Below are 26,654 nucleotides of genomic sequence, written 5' to 3'. Positions count from 1 at the left end.
GGCTGTCGCGGTTTAATTGCTAACTCAAAATTCAAATAAAAAGTATATGCAGCCATTGGTTTCCCGTTTCCTGAAATACATCGCCATCGATACGCAAAGCGATCCGGACTCTCCCAGTACTCCGAGCACCGAAAAACAATGGACCCTCGCAAGGCTGTTGGCAAGCGAACTCCGGGAATTGGGTCTGGAGCAGGTAAAACTGGACGAGCGGGCCTATATAACTGCCACCCTGCCCGCCAATATTGAAAAAAAGGTGCCAACAATCGGCTTTATTTCCCATTTCGATACCAGTCCCGACTTTTCTGCTGAAGCAGTCAACCCCCGGCTGGTAAGGGATTACGATGGAAAAGATATTATCCTGGACGAGCAGCAGGGGATAAAACTTTCGCCTGATTATTTCCCGGAATTAAAACAATACACCGGCCAAACGCTCATTGTCACGGATGGAAAAAGCCTGTTGGGGGCAGATGACAAAGCGGGCATCGCAGAAATTATGACTGCTATGGAGTACCTGATTGCTCATCCGGAGATTCCACATGGGGATATCCGTATCGGTTTTACCCCGGACGAGGAAATCGGCAGGGGTGCGCATCATTTTGATGTTAAAGGCTTTGATGCAGACTGGGCCTACACGGTTGACGGCAGCCAGCTGGGGGAACTGGAATACGAGAACTTCAATGCTGCCAAAGCCCGAATTCAGATAAAGGGGAAGAGCGTACACCCGGGCTACGCCAAAGATAAAATGATCAATGCCATCTCAGCCCTTACGGAACTACTGGCTTCACTGCCCCCGGAGGAAGTCCCTGAGAAGACAGAGGCCCGGCAGGGATTTTTTCACGTCCACGAGATCTCGGGCAGTATTGAAAATGCCGTTGCTTCCCTGATTATACGGGACCACGATGCCGAAAAATTTAAGGCCCGTAAGGAACGGTTAGCGGAAATCTGCAGCCGTATCCGAAAAAAATACAATACCGATCTGCAGGTGGAAATCAGCGATCAGTATTACAATATGCGGGAAAAGGTAATGCCTGTATTTCACATAGTTGAAATTGCGAGGGAAGCCATGTTACAGGTGGGCGTAAAACCGATAATCAAACCGATACGCGGTGGGACAGATGGGTCCCAGCTAAGTTATATGGGGCTGCCCTGTCCGAATATTTTTGCGGGCGGACATAATTTCCACGGGAAATACGAATACATCCCGGTAGAAAGTATGGAAAAAGCTGTTGACGTTATCGTTAAAATTTGCGAACTTACTGCTCAGACTTCTGCCAATACTAATGGATAAAGCCGCCAGACTGAACGCCTATTTTGAGAAGGAGCAACCCTTCCGCGACGGGATTGCCCGTTTGCGGGAAATTGCCCTGCAATGTGGGATGGAAGAACGGCTAAAATGGAATGCCCCAGTATATTGCGTGGAAAATAAGAATGTCTTAGGCATCCTTGCCTTTAAAAATCATTTTGGGCTTTGGTTCTTTGACGGGGCTTTTCTATCCGATCCCTTATCCGTTCTGGAAAATGCGCAGCAGGGCAAAACCAAAGGTATGAGGCACTGGAAGTTTTACGAGCCGGGCAATATCCCAATAGAAATGGTACGGCAATACATTGAGGAGGCCATTGCAAATGCGATAAAAGGCATTGGCCTGAAACCGGCCAAACCCAAAAAAACAGAAATACCTGCCGGCTTATATAAGGCGCTTCAGGCCTCCCCTGAATTACAAAAAGCATTTGATGGGCTAACCCTCTACAAACAAAACGAGTATGCCGAATATATAGCATCCGCCAAACAGGAGGCTACCAAACAGAGGCGGCTACAAAAAATACTTCCCATGATAGCGGCAGGAAAAGGGTTAAACGACAAATACCGTTAAAGCCCACAGCACAGTACAAATAAAAAAACACCGGCTGCGGACCGGTGTTTTTACAAGGCAGGTGTTTTACAGCCTTAATCTTTACTCGTATTCAGCTTTTTACTGAGTTCCATGGAAATGGCAGAGCGGTCGAATTTCATTCGTCCCGCCATGGTTTCGATAATGCAGGAAAAATCCTTGTCATTCAAATCGACAACCTTGCCGTAAAGGCCACTCTTGGTAATGATTTTGTCTCCCTTTTTCAGGGCAGCCGCGAACTTTTTCTCGTCTTTTTGTTTCTTGATCTGCGGTCGGATCATAAAGAAATACGCCACTGCAAAAATCAGCAGCATAGGCAAAAATTGACCTATGTTATCCATAAAGGAATATCTTATTTAAATTATTGTTGTCTTACCGGGCCTACAGCAGCGGAAGTATTGGACTTTGGATTGACAAAGGCCTTGATGCGGAGCATCTCCTGCCCTTTTGCCGTATTGGCCATTACTGTTACTGTTTTGGTGACCTGGTTCATCCCGGAGCCGTTAAACTTCACCTTGATCTCTCCTTGTTCACCCGGAGCGATTGGGGTATTCTTGGGATAATCAGGAACGGTACATCCGCAACTGGCGGTAGCATTGGTAATGATCAGCGGGGCATTTCCCGTATTGGTAAACACAAAGGAAGTTTCCTGTGGCGTGTTTTGTTCAATGGTTCCAAAATCGTGTTCAGCCCGGTCAAAAGTCATTACCGGCAGGTTTTTGGCAGCTTCATCGCGTTGTGCAGCTACCTCCACATTGGTGGCTTCGATCTTTTCAGATGCTTTTTCCTTGCAGGATATAAAGGCCGTAAGGGCCAGGGCACCTAAAATGACAGTTGCTTTTCTCATGATGTTATTTTTTTTAATTCCATGCAAAATTAAGGAATAATTACTTACAATAAACCCCGGCCGGTCTTTTTAAGTTTTCCTTCCTTTTTGTAATCTTTCACCAGTTTATCCAATATGCCATTGATAAAGATGCTGCTCTTGGGGGTGGAATACTCTTTGGCAATCTCCAGGTATTCATTAATGGTAACCCGCTCCGGAATAGAAGGAAAATACAAAAGCTCACAGATAGCCATCTTAATTAGGATGCCGTCTATATCGGCTATACGCTCCTTATCCCAATTGGGGGTTTTGCCCTCCATCTCCTTCTCCAGTTCCTCATACCGCAACAGGGTTTTCTTTAAAAGCTCCTGTCCGAATTCCATGTCTTCCTGATTTTTTAACAATCGGGGCATAAAAAATTGTTCGGCACTACCTGGTTTCAATTTTTTGAGCTGTTTGAGGATATAGGTATTGACAAGCGGCAGGTCGTCTACCCAGGTAATACCTTCGTCTTCCAGGAAGTCATAGACTTTTGAATTGGGGGCAATTACCTCCTTAAAAGTCCCGATCAGAAAATCCCGGTCTTGTTCATATGCCCCGGCTACAGGCAGGTATTCCCTGTAGCGCTCGCTTTCCAGTATTTCTCTGAACAGGATTTTGATGTATTCCTCATTGAGATACCACTGCTTAAGTTTGCGTTTCTTGAATGCCTGGTCCAGTAGGGTATTGCCGGCAAGCTGTTTGAGGATGCTGTTTTTTGCGAGGGCGTCAGGCCCTGCTTTGTCCGGGGAATCCAGGTATTTACGGGAAGACTGCTGCAGATGCAATTCAGCCAAATCGTGGAGTTCCCTGAAGATACCGAGGATTAAGAGGTAAAGGGTAAAGGTTTGGGCAATGCTTTGGTTCAAAAATTTTTGCTGTTTCTCCATGGAGTCTTCCCTGGATGAGGAAAGGGCGTAAATGCATTGCATTACTTTAATCCTGATGTGCCTTCTCGTGAGCATGTAAAGAACTTTGCGATTATGGAATCGCGGCAAAAATAGGAATTGATTTTGAATCCTGCTTTCAAAAACATCTTATAATTATTATAACAGTCCCATCCGCAGCAATCGCCTATATTTGCGAAAGCAGCCGTAAGGGCTGCCAGACCAGCTGCAGCTCAGACCTATGAAAGAACTCAAACACCTCAATAAATACTTCCGCAAATACTGGTTTAAATTACTGATGGGGATACTGATTACCATCATTGCCCGGGTATTCCAGTTGGTTATGCCCTCTTATGTAAAGAATATCATAGAGACGGTGGAGCAGTATCTGGAAGGGGGGATTACAGAAAGCCTGGCCCGGGAACAGTTGCTGGAATATATCGGGATTATTATCGGGGCGGCCCTGCTTTCGGGCTTTTTCACCTTCCTGATGCGCCAAACCATCATCAATGTCTCCCGCTATATAGAATACGACCTGAAAAATGAGGTTTTTGACCATTACCAGCGCCTGAGCCTCAATTTTTACAAAAGCAACCGCACCGGCGACCTTATGAACCGGATCAGCGAAGACGTGAGCCAGGTCCGTATGTATGCCGGGCCCGCCATAATGTATGGGATACAAACCCTCACCCTCTTTGTCTGCCTGATTCCGCTGATGTTTATAAAGGCACCCACCATTGCCTTCTATGCCCTGCTACCCCTGCCGGTTCTCTCTGTACTGATCTACTGGATCAGCCGGGTAATCCACCAGCGCAGTACCCGGGTACAGGTATACCTGTCTACCCTCTCAACCTTTGCACAGGAAACCTTTTCGGGAATTTCGGTAATCAAGGCCTATGTGATGGAACCCCGTATCAACAATGAAGCCGGGGAACTCGCCTACGAGGGCAAGGACAAAAGCATGGATTTGGCCAAGGTAAATGCCTGGTTCTTTCCGCTGATGATACTGCTGATTGGGGTCAGCAACATATTCGTGATCTATGTGGGGGGGTTGCAGTACCTGAAGGGGGAAATAGATACCCTGGGAACTATCCTGGAATTCATCATCTATGTGAACATGCTTACCTGGCCAGTAGCCATTGTAGGGTGGTTGACGTCCATTGTACAGCGTGCTGAAGCTTCTCAAAAACGGATTAATGAGTTCCTGAAACAGGAACCGGAAATCCAGAACAAAGAGGAAACCCCCAGCGAGATAGTGGGCAAAATTGAATTTGACCAGGTTAGTTTCACCTACCCGGATACCGGGATACAGGCCCTTTCCGGGGTTTCTTTCAGTCTGAACCCGGGTGAAACCATGACCATACTAGGGAAGACCGGGGCCGGGAAATCTACAGTGCTGGAACTTATTGCCCGACTGTATGATGTACGTTCCGGTACCATCCGCGTGGATGATACTCCCATAGAGGAACTGAATCTGAACTCCCTGCGATCTGCGATCGGGGCGGTACCACAGGATGCCTTTTTATTCTCCGATACCATTGAAAACAATATCCGCTTCGGGAAAGAGGATGCCACCGAATATGAAATAGAGGCTGTGGCCAAAATGGCCGTGGTACACGAAAATATAATAGGCTTTGCGAAAGGCTATCAAACCATACTGGGCGAGAGGGGAATTACACTAAGCGGTGGCCAGAAACAGCGCGTTTCCATCGCAAGGGCCCTGTTAAAAGACCCTGTAATCTATTTGTTTGACGATTGCCTTTCCGCGGTGGATACGGAAACGGAAGAAACCATTCTCTCCAATCTAAAAAAGGCTTCCCAAAACAAAACCACCATCATTGTAAGCCACAGGGTTTCTTCAGCCATCAATGCGGATAAGGTGATGGTGCTCGAAAACGGAAAAATAATCCAGTTTGGCAAACACGAGCAGCTTGTCAGTCAGGAAGGCTATTACAAAGAGCTTTATATCAATCAGCTGTCAGAGAAAGAAAACTAGTTTTTTTTTGTTGATTCAGCATTTTTTTCACATTTTTGATAGCCTTAAACGATCTTCTTTTAACATTACGGACTCATGAGTGATAAAGATTTAATGGATCAGGAAGAGATTTTTTCCAAAGTATTGCGGGCCGGCAGAAGGACGTATTTTTTTGATGTTCGCAGCACTAAAGCAGGTGACTATTACCTTACGGTAACCGAAAGCAAGAAATTCACTCACGACGATGGTTCCTTCCATTACAAAAAACACAAGATTTACCTTTACAAGGAAGACTTTGAATCTTTCCGGGAAATTCTCTCGGAAATGATGGATTATATCATCGATGAGAAGGGGCACGAAGTGATTTCCGAAAGACATCAGAAAGACTTTAAGAAAACCAGCCCTTCAGAAAACGGCACCATAGAATCCACAGGTAGTAATTTTACCGATCTGGACTTCGACGAACTTTAGTAAGATATCCTTAAAAGGCCCTCTATAAGCGGCCTTTTTTTGTTATTGTTTCTTACTGTCGGCTACATTCAAACAACCAAACCACATCAACAACATTCGGGCAGGCCCCTGTGGCCCTGACCCATAAAACATATATTGACTATGCAACTTATGAAGCGATTTACCCTTATTTTGTCATTGATGATGTGCCTCACAGCACTGGCACAGGAAGAATCCGGGCTTTCGTATTTCCTTCCGGACGGAATCAGTTACGATCCGTCTATCCCCACCCCCGAAGAGGTAATCGGCCATGAGGTAGGTGCCTGGCACGTGACCCACGACAAGCTGGTAATGTATATGCAGGCACTGGATAAGGCCAGTGACCGCATTTCACTGACCAGCAGGGGGGAGACTTTTGAAGGCCGGCCCATTTTGTTACTGACCGTTACGGCTCCCGAAAACCATCAGCGGCTGGAAGACATCCGCCAACAACATCTGTCACTGACCGAGTCCGGCAGCGCTTCCGCCGACATAGACCAGATGCCGGTAGTGGTCTACCAGGGTTTTTCCATACACGGCAATGAGCCCAGCGGGGCCAATGCAGGGCTAGCATATGCCTACCATCTGGCTGCAGCCCAGGGAGCTGAAATGGAAGCCATGCTCAAAGATATGGTAATCCTGATGGATCCCTCCTTTAACCCGGATGGCTTGCAGCGCTTTGCCTACTGGGCCAATACCAATAAAAGTATTAACCTGAATCCCGATAATAACGAGCGTGAATACCATGAGGTATGGCCGGGCGGTCGGACCAACCACTATTGGTTTGACCTGAACCGCGACTGGTTGCCCGTGCAATTACCCGAAAGCCGGGCGCGTATTGAAACCTTTCATAACTGGATGCCCAATGTCCTGACAGACCACCATGAAATGGGTACCAATGCCACTTTCTTTTTCCAGCCCGGGGTACCCAGCAGGGTTCACCCGCTCACCCCGAAAATCAACCAGGAACTCACTGCGGAAATCGGGACTTACCACGCCAGGGCACTGGACCAGATCGGTTCGCTCTATTATTCAGAAGAAGGGTACGATGATTACTATTACGGGAAAGGATCCACCTTTCCGGATGTAAACGGAAGTATCGGAATCCTGTTTGAACAGGCCAGCTCCCGGGGGCACATACAGGAAAGCGAAAACGGCATCCTGACTTTCCCCTTTACCATCCGCAACCAGTTCACCACAGCCCTCTCTACGATAGAGGCGGCCTGGAATATGCGGACCAAACTACTGGATTACCAGCGGGATTACTACCAGGACATTCAGTCAGAAGTAAAACGCAACCGTACCAAGGCCATTGTTTTTGGGCACCCTAAAGACGGAGCCAGGGCATGGCACCTGGCGGAGATCCTGAAACGGCACAAAATCCGGGTACACCAATTGACTGCCGACTGGAATCACAATGGCAAAGAGTACAAAAAGGATATGAGTTTTGTGGTCCCCATGGACCAGAAAAACCCCAGGCTGATCCAGGCCATGTTTGAAAGGCGGACCACTTTTACCGACAGTTTGTTTTATGATATTTCTGCCTGGACCTTCCCGCTGGCCTTCAACCTGGAATACGACGAGCTCAGCAGCCTTCCTTCCGTAGGCCCGGCATTGGAAAAGCTACCTGAAATAAAGGGGAAGGTAGATCGGAGCAGCAAATACGCCTATCTTTTTGAATGGCACCAGTACTACACCCCTAAGGCGCTGAACCACATCCTGCAAAAAGGACTTCGGGCCAAGGTAGCCACCAAGCCCTTCCGCCTTCTCGGACGGGATTACGATTACGGAAGCATAATGGTTCCCGTACAGGGACAGAACCTGGCTGCGGACGAATTACACGCATTTCTTAAGGAGGTCGCAGCAGAATCCGGCCTGGAGATAATGGGCGTAGATACCGGCCTGACTGAGGGCATAGACCTGGGAAGTCGTGATTTTGAGGCCCTCAAGCGGCAGAAAGTAGCCATCATTGTGGGAGACGGAATCCGCTCCTACGATGCCGGCGAGATCTGGCACCTCTTCGATACGCGCTACGGGATGCAGCTTACTAAAATCGATACGGAATACCTCAGTAGGGTAAACCTTAATTCCTATACGGATATAATCGTTCCCGGTGGCTGGGGAAGCGGCGGGCTTTCCGATGGGAACATCGCCAAACTGAAAGATTGGGTCAGCGAAGGGGGTACCCTTATCGGGTATCGCAATGCGGCCAACTGGCTGGAGAAGAACGAATTTTTGAAATTAAATTTCAGGAAAGACACCCTCGTTGCGAAAGACATCAGCTTTGTTGAAAAAAGGGATTTTCAGGGGGCCCAGGTTACCGGGGGAGCCATTTTTGAAGCGAAACTGGACCTTTCCCATCCCATCAATTACGGGTACACCCGGGATCGGATTGCACTGTTCCGGAATACCAATATTTACCTGGACCCGGAGGAAAATTCATACGACAATCCAATACTCTACACACAAAATCCATTGCTGAGTGGTTACATTTCCGAGGAAAACGCTGCTCTGATTTCCGGGAGCGCCCCCTTTAAAGTACAGCGCTCCGGTCGCGGGAGGGTAATCCTCTTTACGGACAACACTAATTTCAGGGCTTTTTGGTATGGGACCAATAAACTACTGATGAATGCTATCTTTTTCGGAGAATTTATGTAGCAGCCTGGCCGGTTTTTACATAAAGGAGGTTGAAAAGAAAGAGCAGCAGTACTCCTGCCAGGGCATATCCCGCTCCTGCCAAAAAGAACAGGGTTATTCCCAATAAAGTAAAATACAGGGGATAGATCAGGAAAGCATAGCCAAACCGAAAGGTACTGAGAAACTCGGGTTCCCAGACCTTATTGGCTGCGAACCATTTCCAGCCCAGCAAAACAGGAAGGTTCGATATTGTAAAGAACGGGTGGAGGATTCTGTGCAGGCGCGACCAGGCATTTCGACGACGGGGAGGTTCTGTTTGTTTATCCAGAATAAAATAATTTACCGCTTCCGGCTGCAGAAAATCGGCTTGAAACTCATGCAGGGAGGCTGCAACTTGCTCGTAATCTGCCTCAGGTGGAATATGTGTGGTAAGCCGGGTAAGTGAAGAAAAAACGGCCTCTTTCAACAGGGGTACCCAATGGGAGTCTTCCTGGTTTGCAAAATAATCCGATACAGCAATTTGTTTTCCGAACCGGAAACAAACGCTATCGGGAAAGCCGGCCGCCTGCTGGTAATTGATCCCCACCGGGACAATACGGATATCCAGATCCGGATACTTTTCCAGGGAAGCCTGCAGGATGCGCGTAAACCCCTTGCTAAGAGGGCGCACCTGTCTCCTGAGGTTGTGATTGGCTTCGGGAAACAGGAGCAGCTGGGCATTTTCCCGAAATAGATCCGCACAGCTATCAAAAATCCCCTCATTATATTTCAGGTTCTCCCTGCCATCGCGAAAGCGGTAAATGGGGATCATATGAAGCATTTTAAAAAAACGCTTCAGCCACGGCCGTGTAAAAACATCAGCCCGGGTAAGGAACCATGGGCGAGCGGCAGGTGCATAGGCCGCATACAACAGAGGGTCCAACAATGCATTCTGATGGTTGGGCAAAAGCATTACCGGCTTATCTGCCGGGATATTCTCAAGGCCTTCCCAGCGCACTTCCCGGTAGTAGCAGAAAAATCCAAAACGGACTAATATTTTTAAAAGGGCGTAAATCATCAGTCCTGTATTACAGTTGATTTTTTCAAGGGTTTGCGGGCCCAGTATCCGGCCAGGAGCATCCCGCTCACCAGGTGCCAGATACCCCAAAATGCAGCTATCAGCGCCATTCCCCCCATGCCGTCAAAGAATGAAAAAATAAGCAAAAGGCCCAGGCCTGAATTTTGAATCCCGGTTTCCAGAGTTATTGTTTTAACGGCTGATGCTTCCAGGCGAAAAAGCCTTGCCAGCAGATTCCCGCTTCCAAGGGCTATCGCATTATGTACTAAAACGACTAAAAAAACCAGGCTTACGTAATCCCAGAAAACTGTGCGATTATTATATAAGGCCAAAGCGATAAGGCCAATAAAGAACAGGAGCGATCCGTACTTAAAACGTTTTGCCAGATAAGCGGCCGGCCCCGGATACCAGTATCGGACGGCCATCCCCGCCAGCAGCGGTATCCCCAGAAGCAGCCCCACCAGTTGAACCATCTCCAGGATGTCTACACGTACCTGCTGAAGTAGTGCTGCAGAGGGCTCATACAAGCCTCCCCAAAATTGAAGGTTCAGAGGGGTCAGCAATACGGCAAAAAGCGTGGCAAAGGCAGTAAGACTTATAGACAGGGCCGTATTACCACCCCCCAAGTGGGTCATAAAATTGGAAACATTGCCGCCCGGGCAACAGGCAACCAAAATCATCCCCAGGGCAAAGCTGGGAAGCGGCTCAAAAAAGGTTACCAGGCCAAATGTCAGGGCCGGCAATAAAAGGAACTGGGAACCAATGCCAACCAGCAGTGGTTTGGGTGCCCGTATTAACTGCCTGAAATCGCTCAGGCGGATATCCAGAGCAATCCCGAACATGACTAGCCCCAAAGCCAGGTTCAGCATCCACAGGGCCTCCGTATCAAACTGAATACGGATCTGATCGATGTCTGCAGGTATCTGGCCGGACTTCAACGGTCAATTTTAAGCTTGGCAATAATATCCGCGGGGATACTACCCGAATAGGCACCATAGGCATCAACCAACAGCCCTTTATGCCCGTCCGAGGTTTCTACAGCATACAAAATACTGTTATCTCCCGGATCTGTCTTTCCTTCAAAGCGATAAAACTTCCTCACATGAAGTTCCGCTGCCGGATAAATACAGTTTTTCCGCTTATTTTCCAGCCCGGAATCACAGAAGTTCAGGTTTTCGGTATAGCCCTGCTCCTGCAGATCTTCAATGGCTTTTGAAAGCGAAGAATAGGAGTGCTTTTGGTTCAAAATAATATACTTTTTTAGAATTGGTAATGCTTTCCAGAAGATAAGCATCTGCTCAGGAATACGCAACTAATTTAATACCTTTGCAATACACCCATAACTTCAATCCCATGGCAAGAACACCCAGTAATATGCTGGCATTGGGAACCCGGGCCCCGGGTTTTACCCTCCCCGACACCTCATCCGGCAATACGTATACGCTCGAAGAGCTTCAGGGTAAAAAGGCTACGCTCATCATGTTTATCTGTAACCACTGCCCTTTTGTAAAGCATGTAAACAAAGCTTTGGTTAGCCTGGCAAATACCTACCAGCAAAAGGGAATTTCCTTTATTGCCATCTCCAGCAACGACGTGGAAAATTACCCCCAGGACCATCCGGATAAAATGAAAGAAACGGCCCGGGAAGAAGGATATCCTTTTCCATATTTATACGATGAAAGCCAGGAGGTGGCCAGGGCCTACGACGCCGCCTGTACCCCTGATTTTTTTCTGTTTGACAGCAATCTGGAATTAGTGTACCGTGGCCAGCTGGATGATTCCAGGCCGGGCAACGGCATTCCGGTTAGCGGAAAGGACCTGGAAACCGCCATGAAAAACCTGCTTGACGGGCTGCCGATCCCCGAGCTACAAAAGCCCAGTATTGGCTGCAATATTAAATGGAAGGAAACCGCCTGAACCATTTATGAAATCCGAAACTATCCCAAACCTCCGGGAGCTGGATGCAGCAGGGATTCCGCTGTATATTCAAACGGGAACCCACGCCTACAACGACCATTACCGTCATCTCTGGCCCGAAGGGAATACCACGCCCTATCTCAGCCATAATTTTACCCGCAAAAAGCTATTAAATGAATTGCAGCAGCCCGGGGTCAGGAACTGGATTGTAGAGGCTTCCGCTGAAGCAGTCGGAATCTGTAAACTCGTTTTTAATAAAAATCTGGAGGCTTTCAGTGCAGACAATGGCCTGTTTATTGAAAAAATTTACCTGGTCCGTACAGCTACCGGGATGGGGTACGGCAGCCGTCTTTTTGCCTCATTTGAGTTAATGGCACAGGAGGCGGGCCTGCAGTATATCTGGCTGGAGGCCATGCAGAAAGGTCCGGCCCTGCAATTTTACCTGCAAAATGGATATCGCATCTTCGGGCCTACGCGAATCCCATTTTCGCAGGCCATTGAAGCGGAAAGACCCATGTGGATCATGCTCAAGGAACTTTAAAGCTTAATCCAGCCAGCCGCGTCGTTTCAAAAGGTTTTCTATATGTGCCAGATGGTGGTTGCCATGCCAGGCATAACGCCCGATATTCACTTCCAGCGTAGACTGCTGGTTGCCATCGGGATGAACAAAGGTACGTTGCAATTGCGCCTCCGTTAGCCCGCGTAACAGGTACACCAGTTTAGCGTGGACCACCTCCAGGTGTTTCAGGGAGAAATCAATGGGGGCAGACCTGGAATCAAATAGATCGGCCCAGGCCTTTTCGTCATAGGGTTTGATAGTAGGGTTTTCTTCCGTCAGGGCCCATTTAAACCTGAGGTAACTGTTATGGTGGCTGTCTGAGATATGGTGCACCAGTTGGCGGACGGTCCAGCCCTCGGGTCGGTAAGGGGTTTCCAGCTGTTCTTCCTTCAGAGGAACAACCAGGTCCGATACCCGAGTAGGAAGGGCTTCCAGTTCAGCAATCCAGTCATTGCGCGTGGCCCGGCTGATTGTATCCGGGGCAACAAAGTGCCCGATCGGGTACCTCAGCTCTTCCAGTTTTTGTGTTTTCATCTGTAGTGTGTTTTTACTAATGTTCTATCCGATACTGCACAGCCCGAGTGACTCGGGACATTTCCGATCAGACCCGCTGCATTCCTTTAAATTTAATACAAGTTTAACCAGAAAGCAAAGCGATCTCCATATTAATCTATTATTTTTATAGGCTAAATATACTATTTACTTATGGCGACATTACGATTGGGCGATACCGCCCCTGATTTTACAGCAGACAGCTCTTTGGGACAGCTGAATTTTTACAATTATCTGGGAGACGGATGGGGAATACTCTTCTCTCATCCGGCAGACTTTACCCCGGTCTGCACCACTGAATTAGGCACTGCCGCCAAATTCAAATCGGAATTTGACAAGCGAAACGTCAAAATGCTGGCCCTGAGTGTAGACGGGGCAGCCTCCCATAAGGAATGGATCAGGGATATTGAGGAAACCCAGCACACCCAGGTCAATTTTCCAATTATCGCAGACGAAGACCACAAGGTGTCCGACCTTTACGATATGATACATCCCAATGCCAATGATACCCTTACGGTGCGTTCTGTGTTTATCATCGGGCCAGACCGAAAAATAAAACTGATCCTCACCTACCCTGCCTCTACCGGCCGAAATTTCTTTGAACTACTGCGGGTTATTGATTCCCTGCAACTGACAGCCTACCATAAAGTGGCCACGCCGGCCAACTGGAACGAAGGGGAGGAAGTAGTGGTAAGCCCGGCTATCCCTACAGACGAGGCTCGAAATATCTTTAAAAAGGGCGTGAAAGAAATAAAACCTTACCTGCGTATGACCCCGGACCCACGGGCTTAATTCCTTTATTTTTAGGAATTTATTTTAAATAAATGACCGAAAAGCGAGTATGTTTCAAATTTAACACTACCTTTGCGGCTTATTAATTATTTTATTTTTATTTATTATGAGTTCAGGAACAGTTAAATTCTTCAATGAGTCCAAAGGTTATGGTTTTATCACTGAAGATGGTTCAAACACCGATCATTTTGTACACGTCTCCGGTCTTATTGATGAGATTCGCGAAGGTGATGTTGTAGAATTTGAACTACAACAGGGAAGAAAAGGATTAAACGCCGTAGATGTTAAAGTCGTAGACTAATAAAACATTAGATTTCTTTGTTAAACCCCGGCAGATGCCGGGGTTTTTTTATGTCTTTAATCCGGCTTCAGGAAATCCCTTCCAGGGATACATCAAACAGCAGTGGTGCATTGGGTGGAATCACCCCTCCGGCACCCCTGGCCCCATATGCCAGTTCAGCAGGAATCAACATACGGGCCTTATCTCCTACCCGAAGCAATTGTATTCCTTCGTCCCAGCCCGGGATGACCTGTCCTTCCCCCAGCAGGAATTCTATGGGTTCTTTTCGCTGAAAGGAGCTGTCAAAAACGGTACCGTCCAGCAAAGAGCCTTCATAATGCACAGATACCCGGTCACCTTTGGCCGGTTTTGGGCCTTCTCCCGCTTCCATGATCAAATACTTCAAGCCTGAGGCAGTGGTTTCGAACCCTTCAGAGATTTCAGCCATTTTTTCCTCCATCTCCTTTCTTTCTTCGCGCAGGCGGGCTTCCTTGGATTTTCTGAAGTTTTCAAAGGCCCCTAAAGCATCCCAGGCTTCGGCCTCAGCACCTATTCGTACTATCTCCAGAGACTCTATGGAATCGCCCTGAGCAATGGAGTCTACAACTTCCTGCCCCTGGGCTACGTGTCCAAAAACGGTGTGTTTACGGTCCAGCCAGGGAGTGGGGACATGGGTGATAAAGAACTGGCTCCCATTGGTGCCCGGGCCGGCATTGGCCATGGAAAGCACCCCCGGTTCGTTATGTTTGAGGTCTGGGTGGAATTCATCATCGAATTTGTAGCCCGGGTCTCCGGTTCCTGTCCCGGTAGGACAGCCCCCCTGAATCATAAAATCGGGGATTACCCGGTGAAATTTTAGCCCGTCATAATACGGTTTCCCGGCCTCCCGGACGGCATTGGGTAAACTCCCTTCGGCCAGGCCCACGAAATTCCCCACGGTCCCGGGGGTTTTATCGTGGGTCAGTTTGACAAGGATTTCACCTTTAGTAGTATTGAATTTTGCGTATACTCCTTCCTTCATGTTTTTGCATTTTAGGCGGCAAAGTTAGGCATTTAATTGCTTTTGGCAGGGCCGCAGCCCAGCCCATTTACTCCCCTTTGCCGGTGTCCCCGGCCGGTAAACCATAGCGGTCTACCAGATATATCAAACTGGCCATGGCCGCTGCCCCCAGTTCCAGTTCCCTGCGGTTTACAGCCTCAAAAGTGTCGCTTTCTGCGTGGTGGTAGTCAAAGTAGCGCTGGCTGTCCGGTCGCAGCCCGGCCAGGACCGGACCCTGAGACCTAAGCGGACCGATATCGGCCCCGCTGCCGCCTTGCACAAAATGATAGACCATATAGGGCTCGAAAAGGGGTTTCCATGCCAACAAGCGGGCAAATTGCGTTTCTGAACAGTCAAAAGAAAATCCTTTAGGGCTGAAACCCCCGGAATCGCTCTCCAGGGCAAAGTGGTGGGTTTCCCCTTTGCGCTGGGCTTCCTCTGCGTATTTTCTCCCCCCTCTGAGACCATTTTCCTCATTCATAAAGAGTACCACCCGCAGGGTCCTTTTGGGACGATAACCCGTTTCCTTCAAAATACGCAGGACTTCCATACTCTGAACACATCCTGCACCGTCGTCGTGTGATCCATCGCCCAGGTCCCAGGAGTCCAGGTGACCGCCTACTACTATAATCTCATCTGGAAACTCGCTCCCGCGGATCTCGCCTATCACGTTATAGGACTGTACGTCCTCCAGTTGCCGGCAATTCTGTTTAAAGTAAAATTGTATTTCCGGGTTTAACCGCAGGGTGGTACTGAGCAGCTCGGCGCCGTTGGTACTGATGGCCGCTGCAGGGATACGTGCATTAAGCGGCTGTTCCCCATAGCGCATGGTCCCTGTATGCGGGTAATTGTCCAGGCGGAGGCTCATGGAACGCACAATTACGCCCACCGCCCCGTACTGGGAAGCCTCTACGGCCCCTGAAGATCGCTGGTTTACAGCCCCTGAATACGCTTCAAAAGTATTGATCTTGGCAGGGTCCATCGGCCGGTTAAAAAAGACTATCTTCCCTTCAATGGCTTTCCTGCCCAGGCGTTTTAATTCCTCAAAGTCCTTAACTTCCACCACCCCGGCTTTCAGGCCTCCGGGAGGGGTAGCTACTGACCCCCCAAGAGCACAAATAGGAACATTGTTTGTATTTCCCGGGGTACTTTCTATATAAGCAAATTCCGGGATGCCCCTTACCCACTTGGGAACCATAACCGGCTGCAGCCAGACGCGATCCAGGTCCAGGGTTTCCAGTTCTGCCCTGGTGTAGTCAACGGCCTGCTGGGCCTGGACCGAACCGGACAACCGGCCCCCTATCTGATTGGAAAGGTAATTCAACCAGTCATAGGACTTGCCCTCCTGCAGCGCCTTATCATATAGTTTGCGGATCATTTCGGCGTCCTCGGCCTGGGCATTCAGGGCCAATGTAGCCGCCAGGAACAAAAACACACAAAAGGATCTGAGGAAAAAAGAATGGGGTTTAGAATTCATTGTATAAGATTATTTTCCCGTTTGCTTGGCCTGGGCTTCCAGTTGCCTTCGGTACTCTTTCAGGTTGGACTTGATTTCTTTGGATAATTCGGGTTCGCGAATGTCTTTGTATTGTTGCATAGACTGCAGCAGGATGGAAGCGACAATTACCCTGGCAGCAGGTTTATTATCCGCCGGGATCACATACCAGGGGGCATGCTCCTTACTGGTCTTTCGGATGGCATCCTGGTAGTATTTACGATACTGGTCCCACAATTTGCGTTCTTCCAGGTCGCTGGCCGAGAATTTCCACTGTTTCTCGCGCAGGCGCAGGCGCCTCAAAAGGCGTTGGCGCTGCTCCTCCTCAGAGAGGTGCAGGAAGAATTTAAAGACCAGGGTCCCATTCTGGTGGAGTGTTTTTTCGAAATTGTTAATCTGCTCAAAGCGGCGGGCCCAAAAGGCATCGTCTACATCTTCCACCGATTGAACATCAGGCAGAAATTCCCCCAGGATGTATTGTGGATGCACCCGGGTAACCAGTACGTTCTCATAATGGGTGCGATTAAAAATCCCGAATTTCCCCCTTGCCGGGAGTGCGATATAGTGCCGCCATAAAAAGTCGTGCTTGCGTTCCAGTTCAGTGGGTACCTTAAAACTGTGTACAACCACCCCCTGGGCATTAAAGTCCTTGAATACTTCCCGGATCAGGCTGTCTTTCCCGGCAGTATCTATTCCTTGCAGGCAGACCAGGACGGCATATTTACCATGGGCGTACATCACATCCTGAAACTTTCCGAGTCGTTTGCGCAGGGTTACCAATTCCCGCTTGAGTTTTTTCTTTTCCATCCCAAAATCCTGGTAGGTGGGAATAGCATCCAGGACTATTTCCGAATGGGCCTTGTAGTCTTCTATGGGTACATGTTTCATGGGATCAAGATAAAATAATTTGATCGGTCGCAGGGCATTCAACCCCCAAAAAATGCCGTTTATCCGCACAAAATTGACGGGTATTACCGAAAATCCGCAGAGTTTGGCCCCTGGTCGAAAAAAATGGGGTACAGCAGGGCCCCGGCCTATCTTTAACCTAACCAAATCCCTTTCTGCGCCAGCAGGATACAAACCTACTGTTATGCAACTACTCAGGATTTTTATTTCTGTTACTGGGGCTTTTCTGCTCCTATCGGCAAGTCCGAACCAGGCCTGTATCAATGCGGGATCCCTTATCGGATTTATAAAGAACCACACCCAGAATGCCCTGAAAGCGGATGATCTGGAGATCAGTAAATACCACACATACAAGGCCCTGAATACCCTGGACAAGTCTAAAGACCAATTTGAAGCCTGCGGCTGCGATTATGCCCAAAAAAGCATATCAGAGACGCGTAATGATCTGGTTATGGCTACAAAAATAGGCTCGCTCAATGGAGCTCAGGTTCTGCTCAAGCGGGCCCTGGAAAATGCCACAGACAGTATGGATGCGCTTATGGAGCATGAAGAAACGCATAAAAGCGATTATGACAGTGACGTACTGGCTCTAAATACAAAAGATTATACTAAATCCCGCCTCAAAGAGGAGGAGGTAGAAGCCAAAATAGACAGCTCCCTTCAAAAATACCGCAATTCCCTCGAGAAAGTAGTGAACGAGGTTCCCTGTGTGGAAGCGGTGGTATTTGTACGAAGGATTTACGAACACTGCGAGCGACAGCTGCTGAAGCCCAACCTCAGCCCTGCCAAGCGCTATTACAACCTGCAAACCAAAGAGATTACAGAGCAGGCCCTGCAGCAACTCCAAAGCTGCGATAGCCGTTAACTATTTGGAAGCAAAAAGCTCCACATCCTCCTCGGACACCTCTTTTCCGCCCAGGATAATGAGGCGTTCGACCACATTGCGCAATTCCCTGATATTTCCAGTCCAGTTGTAGTCCTGCAATTTGGCCAGTGCCTTCTTTGAAAATTGCTTGGGCGAGATACCCTGTTCTTCTGCTATCTTGCCTGCGAAATGGCTAACCAGCAAGGGAATATCGTCCCTGCGGTCATTCAGGGAAGGCACCTTGATCAGAATTACCGCAAGGCGATGGTATAAATCTTCCCGGAATTTTCCATCTTCAATCTCCTTTTGCAGGTCTTTGTTGGTAGCCGCCACTACCCGCACATCTACCTTGATATCCTTGTCTGAACCCACCCTTGAGATTTTATTCTCCTGCAGGGCCCGTAATACCTTTGCCTGGGCAGAAAGGGACATGTCTCCAATCTCATCCAGGAACAAGGTGCCGTTATTGGCAGTTTCAAACTTTCCGGCCCGGTCTTTTACAGCCGAGGTAAAGGCCCCTTTAACATGCCCGAATAATTCACTCTCGATGAGTTCGGAAGGAATGGCTGCGCAGTTCACTTCTATAAAGGGTCCTGCAGCGCGGGCACTTTTTTGATGGATCCAGTGGGCAACCAGTTCTTTTCCGGTACCATTTGATCCGGTAATTAGAACCCTGGCATCCGTAGGGGCTACTTTTTCAATCATTTCCTGTATGGATTTGATCTCCGGGCTTTCCCCTACCATTTCAAAGGATTTACTCACCTTTTTCTTCAGGATCTTATTTTCAACCACCAGCTCTTTCCGGTCCAGGGCATTGCGGACAGTGGTCAGCAGGCGGTTCAGGTCCGGGGGTTTGGAAATATAGTCGAAAGCCCCCAGGCGCATAGTCTGTACTGCCGTATCCAGGTCGCCATGGCCGGAAATCATGATAAAGGGGATTTCCGGTTTGATCTTTCGGGCTTCCTGCAGCACTTCCACCCCATCCATCTTGGGCATTTTGATATCGCAGAGTACCAGGTCGTAATCGTTCTTTTTGATATGGTCCAGGCCCGAACTACCGTTTTCAGCCTCTTCCAGCTGGTACTGATCGCTTTCTTCGGAGAGGATTTTTACAAGAACGCGCCGGATGGCCGCCTCATCTTCTATCACCAATATTTTTGACATATATTTTGCTTTGAAAGTCCCAAAGGTACAAGCACCGTGCCAGAAATCCCAGCCTTGTGCGCCCTAAAGGGTTCATTATTACTGCCCGTTAACGATCTCGGTTTGCTGGTCGGTTATGCTCATCATCTGCAGTTCCATGGTAAAGGCCTCCAGCTGCATCTCCATTTCCATCTGCATTTCGGAATGGTAGGCCCGGAAGAACTGCTGTTGAACGTCGTACGTTACTTTTCCGGTGCCCGTCCCGCTGGCATTGATTTCATATCCTTCTACTGCTGTTTTCATCTGTAACTGCTGGTCCACCTTAAAAAAGGCAAGGCCCCCTTCCACCCTTTCAAGCAGGTAATCGGAGATGATGTCCATTTCCAGGACTATTGGCCCCAGGGGGAGCTTTAAGGGAACGGCGTGTTGAAACCCTTCGCCAGGGCTGAGCTGCTGCTCCGGAAACTGCATTTGGTTCATCATGGATTCTACCGCGCCCATAACCAATTGCTGCATCTGCTCGTCCATAGCCGAATTGGCGATGGAATCGATACGGGCCAGGCCCCCTTCTGAGAAACCATAAAACATCGTACCCTTTCCAAGGGCAGCATTGGAGGATTCCAGCATTTCAATTTCAATGGGAAAGTTGTCCGGGGACCCCGGCCCGGTTCGGGTAAGGCTAACCGTTATGGTGGAGTCTGTAACCACGGTTGGGTTGGTAACCCCACCCTGCTCCAGCTGGGCCAGCATTTCCTCGGATGCGATATAATTGATGGTATTGCGCGATATCTGCTGCTGGCTGAGTCGGTATTGGGTATTGGGCTGATACCCCACCCTAAAGGTTATGGTTTGCTGGGCAACTGCCGGCATAACGATCAGGAAAAGGAGGGCCGTAAAGGCGCTCCCAAATAGGTATTTCATATTTTAAAATTAGTCCGGTTCGGAACCATCTTGCTGCCCTGCCTTGCGTTTTCGATCCAGGCCTCCCCCGATGGCGATTCCCAGTACAATGCCCAGGCTGATCCACAGGCCCGGCTTCTGGGTAGCCACCCCGAGGGCCGCCCCTATTCCGGCTCCCAGGGCAATGCCCGTGGCTGTGTAGTTTTTTGGTTTCATGAATTTAAAGGTAGGGGTTTTTCTTTTTCTTTCTTTTCTCTCTTCATTTTCTTTGCTTGTCCAAAGAAAACGAAGCAAAAGAAACGACACTTTCGCAAAGGCGTTTTTGCAGTTTTCACTGCAAAACCGGAAGTAGGAAGCTAAATTCCCTCCAAGGCTTCGCGAATTTTTTACGCTTCCCACTTCCTACGCTGATGCGAAAGCAAATCCAGAAATAATTTTTTGGTATTTATGCCTGAAGCCATTTCAAATGTGAAGCAATTTTATAAACCTCATCTTCATTAAAAAGGGCATCAAAATGTTTTATGTAATCATTTAGCTCGTCCAGTGTTTTGACCTTCACATGCTTAAACTTCTCCTTTGGTTTATGATTTATCATAACTATCAGGCTTTTGATAGGTACTTGTTTTTCGCCCCAATGATGTGAATCGAATGACAGGTTCCCTCCCGATTTATGACTATTGAGCAACACAAAAAGGGCGTAACTTACCCGTTTAATTTGATCAACCGGAGAACGAAGATCCAGGTTTGCAAGGGATTTTTTACTCCAGTTTTTTGTCTCTATGACAAATATTCCGGCATGGGTTACGAGCAGGTGGTCAATTTGTATACTAAAAATTCGATCCCCTGTTTTCTTGTTGTATATCGGTGGGTCAAAATGCAAAGAGAAGTCATTGAAGAGCACACAATCCTCAGGTAACTTGCTTAACTCTTTGGCCACTCGGTTTTCTCCGATAGCCCCAGCAACCAATGGGTTTAATTCGGATACCAAAGCCCGGGTTCGTTCCAATTGCCGAGATTCTTTTCGATAGCGTACTGAAATCAGATTATGTTCATTTGCCTGTAACCAGTATAAATGTTTGCGTGCTTTATCCAGTTCAGCTTCTGTGTGTTTGGTTCTTTGCCTAAGGATTGAATTGTGGCGCCTGGTGAGGATAAATTTTAACCCCAATATTAGTTGTAGATAATACCAATCAGCCAACTCCAACACAGCATTTGAAGCCGTTTTGTTGCGCAAGTGTTCACTCTTAGTATTCAACCTATCTAAGCGTTCTGTAAATTTTGATGCTTTATCGGCCTTTTCATTATCGAGTCGTTTCTCCAGGTCTTCAACTCGTTCTATAGCTTTTTGTAAACTATCAGCATAGTCCTGCTCAATGTTAAAAAGTAATTCTTCCTGGTATCTTTCGTAGCGAAGCGTGAACCGATTCAGGTCTTTAACGGAATTAAACCGGGTAATACCTTCTTGGTTTAATCTTTCTCGGATACGTTTAAGGGATTCTATTTTACCAAAAACTCTGGCCATTGAAGCAAAATATTCGAAAGCTTTATAAGAACGAATGAAAATATGGATAATTGTCTCTAAAAATCAATTCGAATCTATTGCAAACTGCAGAAAAGTCAATAATCATTTATATTACTAGAACTGACGCAGAGATAGTATTTCTTCAATTATTTCAAGTAGTATAATCCCCTTTTCCGGGGATGATGTTCCTCACCCCCCCAACAGGATTATTCACATCTCCTTTTCTTCTGGGGATTAAATGCATGTGGCAATGATTCACCGTTTGCCCGGCATCTTTCCCGATATTGAAGCCAATGTTAAACCCGGAAATTCCCGGGTCCTCTGTTATCAATATTTCCCTGTGTTTATGGGCAAGCCTGTGCATGCTATTTAATTCAGCCTGGGAAATCTCGAAATAGGTCTTACAATGCCTCTTTGGAATCATCAGTAAATGACCCTCAGTAACTGGATATTTGTCCCTGATAACAAAGGCGAGTTCATTGGAATCGATAATACGTCCTTTGTTGATGGTACAAAAAATACAATTCTGCTCCCTATGGGAATACACTGCATTCATTTTTCTGAAATCCGTATCGTCGGTATCCCTTTTATTGGCATTACATGTAAAACATAACGCCTGGTAATTGTCCAGCGAATCTTCTCCCCCATGGTTCTTCGGCACGATGTGGTCAACTTCCAGGGCCTTTTCTTCCATTGAAATACCGCATAGTTCACACCTTCCCTTGGCCCTTTTTAAAACTTGGTAACGGATGGAGCCCGGCACAGCCTTCCTGTTTCGCCTCCTGTGCTCCCAGATTTTATCCCCCCGCTTATCAATGTATTCTGCAATTTTGGATTCGCATAATCCGATTAATGCTTCCACTTCTTCAGCAGACAAATCCTTGAAACTGATCAGGGAATAGTTGTCTTTTTCCTTCTTCGCAATCCCATTTTTCCTCAGTACCCGTCCCACCATATTATTAGTTATCCTTATATAATATTCAACCTGTGATATATCATAAGACAGAATATCCTTCGCAATTGCTTTTTTGTGAGCCACTCCCCCATTTACCAGCAAGGTTTTGATCATTACCGGCTGATAAACATGAGACATGCTCATTTTATTCTCGATATAGTCTTTTAAAGTACCCATGTACAATATTCAATTTTCGAATTGAAGATAAGTATATTGGATTTTATAGAAACCCTTCCAGTTTTATTGGATTAAAAGCCAAGGAAATCAAGAGTTTGTCTGGTATGTAAACAGAAGTGTTTTGTACTAAAGGCGAAATTAGGAAACCAGCCTATTTTCCCGTTCCGTAAGAAATCAAGGAGGCCTTGCCCCTGGCATCAGGAAGCCGTTCCCACAAGGGTGTAACCCTGAGGACTGAACGGCGCGGCAGCAAGGGCTCCGTAGTATTTCAAGAAACGGAAAATAAGACTAGCGTTTTTTGGTTCTTTTTTGGGCAATGCAAAAAAGAACAAATAAAAGAAAAGCCGATTTCGGGTCCTAAAGCCTATTCCTTGGAGGTATTCTGAAGCACAACAGGAGACCTCTGATAAAAATGCACATCCCTCTGAGGAAACGGAATCGTAACCCCATTCTCACGGAACAGCGCATCAATCGAATAGCGCAACGCACTCTTGGTGCGCAGCTCTGAAAAGGCGTCCGTAATAAAGAAATTAAGCGTAAAGATCAGGGCAGAGTCCCCGAAATCGTCAAACAGCACAAAGGGCTTGGGGCTTTTCAGCACCGCCTTCTCCTGTTTGGCCGCTTTGAGCAGTAATTCTGTGACCAGTTGCACGTCACTGCCGTAGGCCACCCCCACGCTCACAGATTCCCGGGTGGTACGGTGGTTTTGTGTGTAATTGAAGATGATATCGGAGATAAACTTGTGGTTGGGGATTACCAGCACTTTGTCATCCCGTGTGAGCGCCCGGGTAGTGCGTAGTTTTATTTCGAAAACCTTCCCGACAATGCCATCAACCTTTACAATATCGCCTACCCTGAGGGACTTGTCTACCACAATCAAAATCCCGGCAATGATGTCCTGGAAGAGTTCCTGCAACGCCAGGCCAACCCCCACAAAAAAGGCGGCAGAAGCCGTGATAAGCAGCGTAATATCAATCCCCGCTGCACTCATTGTGATCAGGATCACTATTACATAGATCAAATAACGAATGTACTTAAAGACCGAAATGAATTTCTGTTTGTCTTCCTGTTCCATCTTGCGGGTAAGCAGCTTGCGCAGGGATTTCATCACAAAACTGGTCGCCACAAAAGCTATAGAGAGCAAGAGCAACAGCCCTATGGTGATGTGGATGGAATTCTCCCCTTCCCCCAGGTGCAAACCCAGGTTAAGGAACTCCTTGATGGCGGTGAGTACATCGGTTTCTATAAAATCTTTGACGGGTGTTTCCTCCTGTATCATATCAGTATTTTAACCATTTGTACAATTCCTTATAGGTAGGCTTTTTACCGTACATCAATATCCCGGTACGGTAGATTTTGGCCGCCACCCAGACAATTCCCAAAAAGGTTACGGCCAGCAGCGCAATGGAGGCCAGCAGTTGCCAAAGGGGTACGCCCCCTTCGCCCACTCCCCCGGGCAGGCGCATCAGCATTACGATGGGCGAGGTAAGCGGGAAGATGGAAAAGCCCACGGCAATGGGCCCATGGGGGTTAGAAAACACCGAAAAGAAGCCTACGTAAATGGCCAGCATTAGCGGCATGATGATGGGGAAAATAAACTGCTGTGTATCAGTCTCGTTGTCTACGGCGGCCCCTATGGCTGCATAGATGGAGCTGTAGATGAGATACCCCAGTAAGAAATAGATGATAAAGCAGCCTATCAGCAGCGCCATGGGGATCTTGATAAATTCTTCCATTAGCAGCAGGGTGGTCTCGTCTGTGGGCAGGTTATCCGCATCAAGGCCAGCCTCCATTCCGGGTGGCAGGTTGGTACTGCCCATTAGCAGGGCCGGATCCAGGTCCAGGAAAAGAAATACCAGTACCATCAGGAACCCGGCGGAAATGATCCAGATGATAAACTGGGTAATGCCCGCCAGGGAGGTCCCCAGGATCTTGCCCAGCATGAGCTGGAATGGCTTTACCGAGGAGATAATTACCTCAATGATGCGGCTGGTTTTCTCCTCAATTACCGAACGCATCACAAAACCGCCATAAATGATGATAAACATCATAATCAGGTATCCGAAGGCCCCGCCCACAATCGCCTTGAATTCGTTTATACCCTTGCCGCTTACCTGCCCGTCAAAAGTAGCCGTCTGTATTTCGTACGTATCGCGAACCTGGGCATATTGCTCAGGGGAAACCCCTAATTGCTGCAAGCGGTATTGCCGAAGCGGTTCTTCCAGGATACCTTCTATCTTCTCCAGCACCATGGTGTTGGGTGCCTCTTTGGTATACAGGAAGGCCCGGCGGGCCACTTCTTCCAGGGGCTCTGCCAGTGGCAGGTGCAACAGTCCGCTAAAGCCCATGGCCTGGGTACTGTCTTTAGCCTCAGCCAGGGAAATATCCTTAAACTGTACAAAGGAAACCCCCACCCGGGGTTCAAATTCCTGCTGGAAATAGCCGCTTTCATTCAGCACGGCCACTACCCGTTTTTCGCTGTCGTTTACCTGGGTGAGGTAAGCAATCAGCACAATCAGGCCTACGATCAGGAAAGGGCTTAAAAAGGTCATGATCACAAAAGACTTGTTGCGGACCTTGGCCAGGTATTCCCGTTGGATGATCAGCCAGAGTTTAGTCATTGCTTTCCTGTTTTTGTACGGTTCGTATAAAAATATCATTGGCCGAGGGAATCACTTCCTGAAAGGACTGTATGCTCCCTTTTTCCGACAACACTTGCAATAAGTTCCCTTTTTCGGTTTCCTGAAGTTGCACGGTAAAATCCCAGCTGGCTGAATCCTCGTCAAAATGGCTGTTTTCAAAAGCGTAGCCGTTCCTGAGGGCCTCCAGATCGCGGAAGGCTGCCCTGGGCGCCCAGCGCAGGCGGAATCGTTGTTGTTTATAGGCATTTTTGATATCGGAGAGCTTCCCTTCCAGGATTACCTGAGATTTATGGATCAGGGCGATATGCTCACAGAGTTCCTCCACCGATTCCATTCGGTGGGTGGAAAAGATGATGGAAGCCCCCTGTTTTTTCAGTTCCAGTATCTGGTCTTTGATAAGGGCTGCGTTGATGGGGTCAAAACCGCTGAAGGGCTCATCGAATATCAGCAACCGGGGTTTATGCAGCACCGTAACGATAAACTGTATTTTTTGGGCCATCCCCTTGGAGAGCTCCTGTACTTTCTTGTTCCACCAGTCCCCGATTTCCAGCCTTTCAAACCAGTATTTGAGTTGGGCACGAGCCTCTGTTTTGGACAGGCCTTTGAGCCGGGCCAGGTACATGGCCTGTTCCCCCACCTTCATGCTTTTGTACAGCCCCCGCTCTTCGGGCAGGTACCCGATTTGGGCCACGTGCTCGGGCCGCAAGGGTTCCCCGTTAAGCAGTACCCGGCCCGAATCCGGATAGGTAATCTGGTTGATGATGCGGATCAGGGTGGTTTTTCCTGCCCCGTTGGGCCCCAGCAGTCCGTATATGGTATGTGCCGGGATCTCCAGGGATACCTTGTCCAGGGCCTTGAAAGGCCCGAAGGATTTGCTTACCTCCTCAATACTGAGAATGCTGCTCATGAATTGCAATTTTTTTGGAATTTAAAGATAGGCATTCGCCCTAAATTTTATGGCCTTGGGGTAATGAAAGGTCCTGAAAAGAAAAACCCATCCTTAATAAAATTAAGGATGGGAAAAAAATTGCTATGAAAAAGAAAATTAATATTGGAGTCCCAATATTAATCCAAATATACGTTTTTTATTTAAAAACCATCAGAATTCTCG

At 47.9% G+C, this 26,654-nt stretch carries 28 protein-coding genes; 10 read left to right on the top strand and 18 right to left on the bottom strand.

Going from position 1 to position 26,654, the window contains the following annotated elements; all coding sequences use genetic code 11:
• Positions 1–46: 46 nt before the first annotated feature.
• Both pepT and ACT6NU_RS10595 read left to right on the top strand, forming a co-directional pair.
• A complete protein-coding gene (pepT, locus tag ACT6NU_RS10600; protein WP_445381646.1) occupies positions 47–1,288 on the top strand; it encodes a peptidase T in 1,242 nt (413 codons plus the stop codon).
• Entirely contained in the window at positions 1,281–1,871 is a 591-nt protein-coding gene (locus ACT6NU_RS10595; protein ID WP_445381645.1) for a YdeI/OmpD-associated family protein, read from the top strand. The genes pepT and ACT6NU_RS10595 overlap by 8 nt, the downstream gene beginning before the upstream one ends.
• Before the next feature lie 74 nt (positions 1,872–1,945).
• Here ACT6NU_RS10595 and yajC read toward each other — a convergent pair whose 3' ends face one another.
• The 3 genes from yajC to nusB are packed head-to-tail and all read right to left on the bottom strand — an operon-like array spanning position 1,946 to position 3,719.
• The gene (gene yajC / locus ACT6NU_RS10590; protein WP_445381644.1) at positions 1,946–2,230 is read right to left on the bottom strand and encodes a preprotein translocase subunit YajC; all 285 of its coding nucleotides are present in this window, start codon (positions 2,228–2,230) and stop codon (positions 1,946–1,948) included.
• A gap of 20 nt (positions 2,231–2,250) precedes the next feature.
• Positions 2,251–2,736 (bottom strand): DUF1573 domain-containing protein, encoded by a 486-nt coding sequence (locus ACT6NU_RS10585; RefSeq protein WP_445381643.1) that lies wholly within the window; start codon positions 2,734–2,736, stop codon positions 2,251–2,253.
• A 44-nt stretch (positions 2,737–2,780) separates the two neighbouring features.
• Complete coding sequence (gene nusB, locus ACT6NU_RS10580; RefSeq protein WP_445381642.1) at positions 2,781–3,719, bottom strand: transcription antitermination factor NusB; 939 nt, start codon at positions 3,717–3,719, stop codon at positions 2,781–2,783.
• 163 nt (positions 3,720–3,882) lie between these two features.
• Here nusB and ACT6NU_RS10575 point away from each other — a divergent pair, with 163 nt between their 5' ends.
• The 3 genes from ACT6NU_RS10575 to ACT6NU_RS10565 all read left to right on the top strand — a co-directional run bounded on the left by ACT6NU_RS10575 (position 3,883) and on the right by ACT6NU_RS10565 (position 8,763).
• Positions 3,883–5,637, top strand: coding sequence for an ABC transporter ATP-binding protein (locus tag ACT6NU_RS10575; protein ID WP_445381641.1), 1,755 nt, complete (start codon positions 3,883–3,885; stop codon positions 5,635–5,637).
• Positions 5,638–5,712: 75 nt separating this feature from the next.
• A complete protein-coding gene (locus tag ACT6NU_RS10570) occupies positions 5,713–6,087 on the top strand; it encodes a PUR family DNA/RNA-binding protein (protein ID WP_445381640.1) in 375 nt (124 codons plus the stop codon).
• A 150-nt stretch (positions 6,088–6,237) separates the two neighbouring features.
• Entirely contained in the window at positions 6,238–8,763 is a 2,526-nt protein-coding gene (locus ACT6NU_RS10565; RefSeq protein WP_445383852.1) for a M14 family zinc carboxypeptidase, read from the top strand.
• On the opposite strand, the gene ACT6NU_RS10560 is transcribed toward ACT6NU_RS10565, so the two are convergent.
• The 3 genes from ACT6NU_RS10560 to ACT6NU_RS10550 are packed head-to-tail and all read right to left on the bottom strand — an operon-like array spanning position 8,756 to position 11,045.
• The gene (locus tag ACT6NU_RS10560) at positions 8,756–9,799 is read right to left on the bottom strand and encodes a 1-acyl-sn-glycerol-3-phosphate acyltransferase (RefSeq protein WP_445381639.1); all 1,044 of its coding nucleotides are present in this window, start codon (positions 9,797–9,799) and stop codon (positions 8,756–8,758) included. The two genes, ACT6NU_RS10565 and ACT6NU_RS10560, sit on opposite strands and share 8 nt — an antisense overlap.
• Positions 9,799–10,737, bottom strand: coding sequence for a bile acid:sodium symporter family protein (locus ACT6NU_RS10555; protein ID WP_445381638.1), 939 nt, complete (start codon positions 10,735–10,737; stop codon positions 9,799–9,801). The genes ACT6NU_RS10560 and ACT6NU_RS10555 overlap by 1 nt, the downstream gene beginning before the upstream one ends.
• Positions 10,734–11,045: a phosphoribosylpyrophosphate synthetase gene (locus ACT6NU_RS10550; RefSeq protein WP_445381637.1), complete on the bottom strand. Its 312-nt coding sequence runs from the start codon at positions 11,043–11,045 to the stop codon at positions 10,734–10,736. Before ACT6NU_RS10550 ends, ACT6NU_RS10555 begins: the two co-directional genes overlap by 4 nt.
• A 107-nt stretch (positions 11,046–11,152) precedes the next feature.
• Here ACT6NU_RS10550 and ACT6NU_RS10545 point away from each other — a divergent pair, with 107 nt between their 5' ends.
• Positions 11,153–11,716 (top strand): thioredoxin family protein, encoded by a 564-nt coding sequence (locus ACT6NU_RS10545; protein ID WP_445381636.1) that lies wholly within the window; start codon positions 11,153–11,155, stop codon positions 11,714–11,716.
• Positions 11,717–11,723: 7 nt separating this feature from the next.
• Positions 11,724–12,257, top strand: coding sequence for a GNAT family N-acetyltransferase (locus ACT6NU_RS10540; protein WP_445381635.1), 534 nt, complete (start codon positions 11,724–11,726; stop codon positions 12,255–12,257).
• A 3-nt stretch (positions 12,258–12,260) separates the two neighbouring features.
• Here the strand turns inward: ACT6NU_RS10540 and ACT6NU_RS10535 are convergent, their stop codons facing one another.
• A complete protein-coding gene (locus ACT6NU_RS10535; RefSeq protein ID WP_445381634.1) occupies positions 12,261–12,809 on the bottom strand; it encodes a YfiT family bacillithiol transferase in 549 nt (182 codons plus the stop codon).
• A gap of 171 nt (positions 12,810–12,980) precedes the next feature.
• On the opposite strand from ACT6NU_RS10535, the gene ACT6NU_RS10530 reads away from it, so the two are divergent.
• Positions 12,981–13,619 carry a peroxiredoxin gene (locus ACT6NU_RS10530; RefSeq protein ID WP_445381633.1) on the top strand — a complete coding sequence of 213 codons (639 nt, stop codon included), beginning with the start codon at positions 12,981–12,983 and terminating at the stop codon, positions 13,617–13,619.
• A 106-nt stretch (positions 13,620–13,725) separates the two neighbouring features.
• Complete coding sequence (locus tag ACT6NU_RS10525) at positions 13,726–13,920, top strand: cold-shock protein (RefSeq protein ID WP_445381632.1); 195 nt, start codon at positions 13,726–13,728, stop codon at positions 13,918–13,920.
• Between the two features lie 67 nt (positions 13,921–13,987).
• Here ACT6NU_RS10525 and ACT6NU_RS10520 read toward each other — a convergent pair whose 3' ends face one another.
• The 3 genes from ACT6NU_RS10520 to ACT6NU_RS10510 form a co-directional block, all read right to left on the bottom strand.
• On the bottom strand, positions 13,988–14,920 hold the full coding sequence (locus ACT6NU_RS10520; RefSeq protein WP_445381631.1) for a peptidylprolyl isomerase: 933 nt from the start codon (positions 14,918–14,920) through the stop codon (positions 13,988–13,990).
• 67 nt (positions 14,921–14,987) lie between these two features.
• Positions 14,988–16,415: a M20/M25/M40 family metallo-hydrolase gene (locus ACT6NU_RS10515; protein ID WP_445381630.1), complete on the bottom strand. Its 1,428-nt coding sequence runs from the start codon at positions 16,413–16,415 to the stop codon at positions 14,988–14,990.
• Positions 16,416–16,424: 9 nt separating this feature from the next.
• Complete coding sequence (locus tag ACT6NU_RS10510) at positions 16,425–17,321, bottom strand: PPK2 family polyphosphate kinase (protein ID WP_445381629.1); 897 nt, start codon at positions 17,319–17,321, stop codon at positions 16,425–16,427.
• Between the two features lie 202 nt (positions 17,322–17,523).
• Between ACT6NU_RS10510 and ACT6NU_RS10505 the strand changes: the two genes are divergently transcribed.
• Positions 17,524–18,204, top strand: a complete 681-nt coding sequence (locus tag ACT6NU_RS10505) for a hypothetical protein (protein WP_445381628.1) — start codon at positions 17,524–17,526, stop codon at positions 18,202–18,204.
• Here ACT6NU_RS10505 and ACT6NU_RS10500 read toward each other — a convergent pair whose 3' ends face one another.
• The 8 genes from ACT6NU_RS10500 to ACT6NU_RS10465 form a co-directional block, all read right to left on the bottom strand.
• Entirely contained in the window at positions 18,205–19,368 is a 1,164-nt protein-coding gene (locus ACT6NU_RS10500; protein ID WP_445381627.1) for a sigma-54-dependent transcriptional regulator, read from the bottom strand.
• A gap of 78 nt (positions 19,369–19,446) precedes the next feature.
• The gene (locus ACT6NU_RS10495) at positions 19,447–20,268 is read right to left on the bottom strand and encodes a hypothetical protein (protein ID WP_445381626.1); all 822 of its coding nucleotides are present in this window, start codon (positions 20,266–20,268) and stop codon (positions 19,447–19,449) included.
• Positions 20,269–20,277: 9 nt separating this feature from the next.
• Entirely contained in the window at positions 20,278–20,463 is a 186-nt protein-coding gene (locus ACT6NU_RS10490; protein WP_445381625.1) for a hypothetical protein, read from the bottom strand.
• Between the two features lie 229 nt (positions 20,464–20,692).
• Complete coding sequence (locus ACT6NU_RS10485) at positions 20,693–21,769, bottom strand: nuclease-related domain-containing protein (RefSeq protein ID WP_445381624.1); 1,077 nt, start codon at positions 21,767–21,769, stop codon at positions 20,693–20,695.
• Positions 21,770–21,920: 151 nt separating this feature from the next.
• Positions 21,921–22,901 (bottom strand): HIT domain-containing protein, encoded by a 981-nt coding sequence (locus ACT6NU_RS10480; protein ID WP_445381623.1) that lies wholly within the window; start codon positions 22,899–22,901, stop codon positions 21,921–21,923.
• Between the two features lie 364 nt (positions 22,902–23,265).
• Positions 23,266–24,180 carry a mechanosensitive ion channel family protein gene (locus ACT6NU_RS10475; protein ID WP_445381622.1) on the bottom strand — a complete coding sequence of 305 codons (915 nt, stop codon included), beginning with the start codon at positions 24,178–24,180 and terminating at the stop codon, positions 23,266–23,268.
• A 1-nt stretch (position 24,181) separates the two neighbouring features.
• Entirely contained in the window at positions 24,182–25,522 is a 1,341-nt protein-coding gene (locus ACT6NU_RS10470; RefSeq protein WP_445381621.1) for an ABC transporter permease, read from the bottom strand.
• Positions 25,515–26,450: an ABC transporter ATP-binding protein gene (locus tag ACT6NU_RS10465; protein WP_445381620.1), complete on the bottom strand. Its 936-nt coding sequence runs from the start codon at positions 26,448–26,450 to the stop codon at positions 25,515–25,517. Before ACT6NU_RS10465 ends, ACT6NU_RS10470 begins: the two co-directional genes overlap by 8 nt.
• Positions 26,451–26,654 lie beyond the last annotated feature (204 nt).

The organism is Robiginitalea rubriflava (genome assembly GCF_052540725.1).
This window is presented reverse-complemented; position numbering and strand designations above follow the sequence as displayed.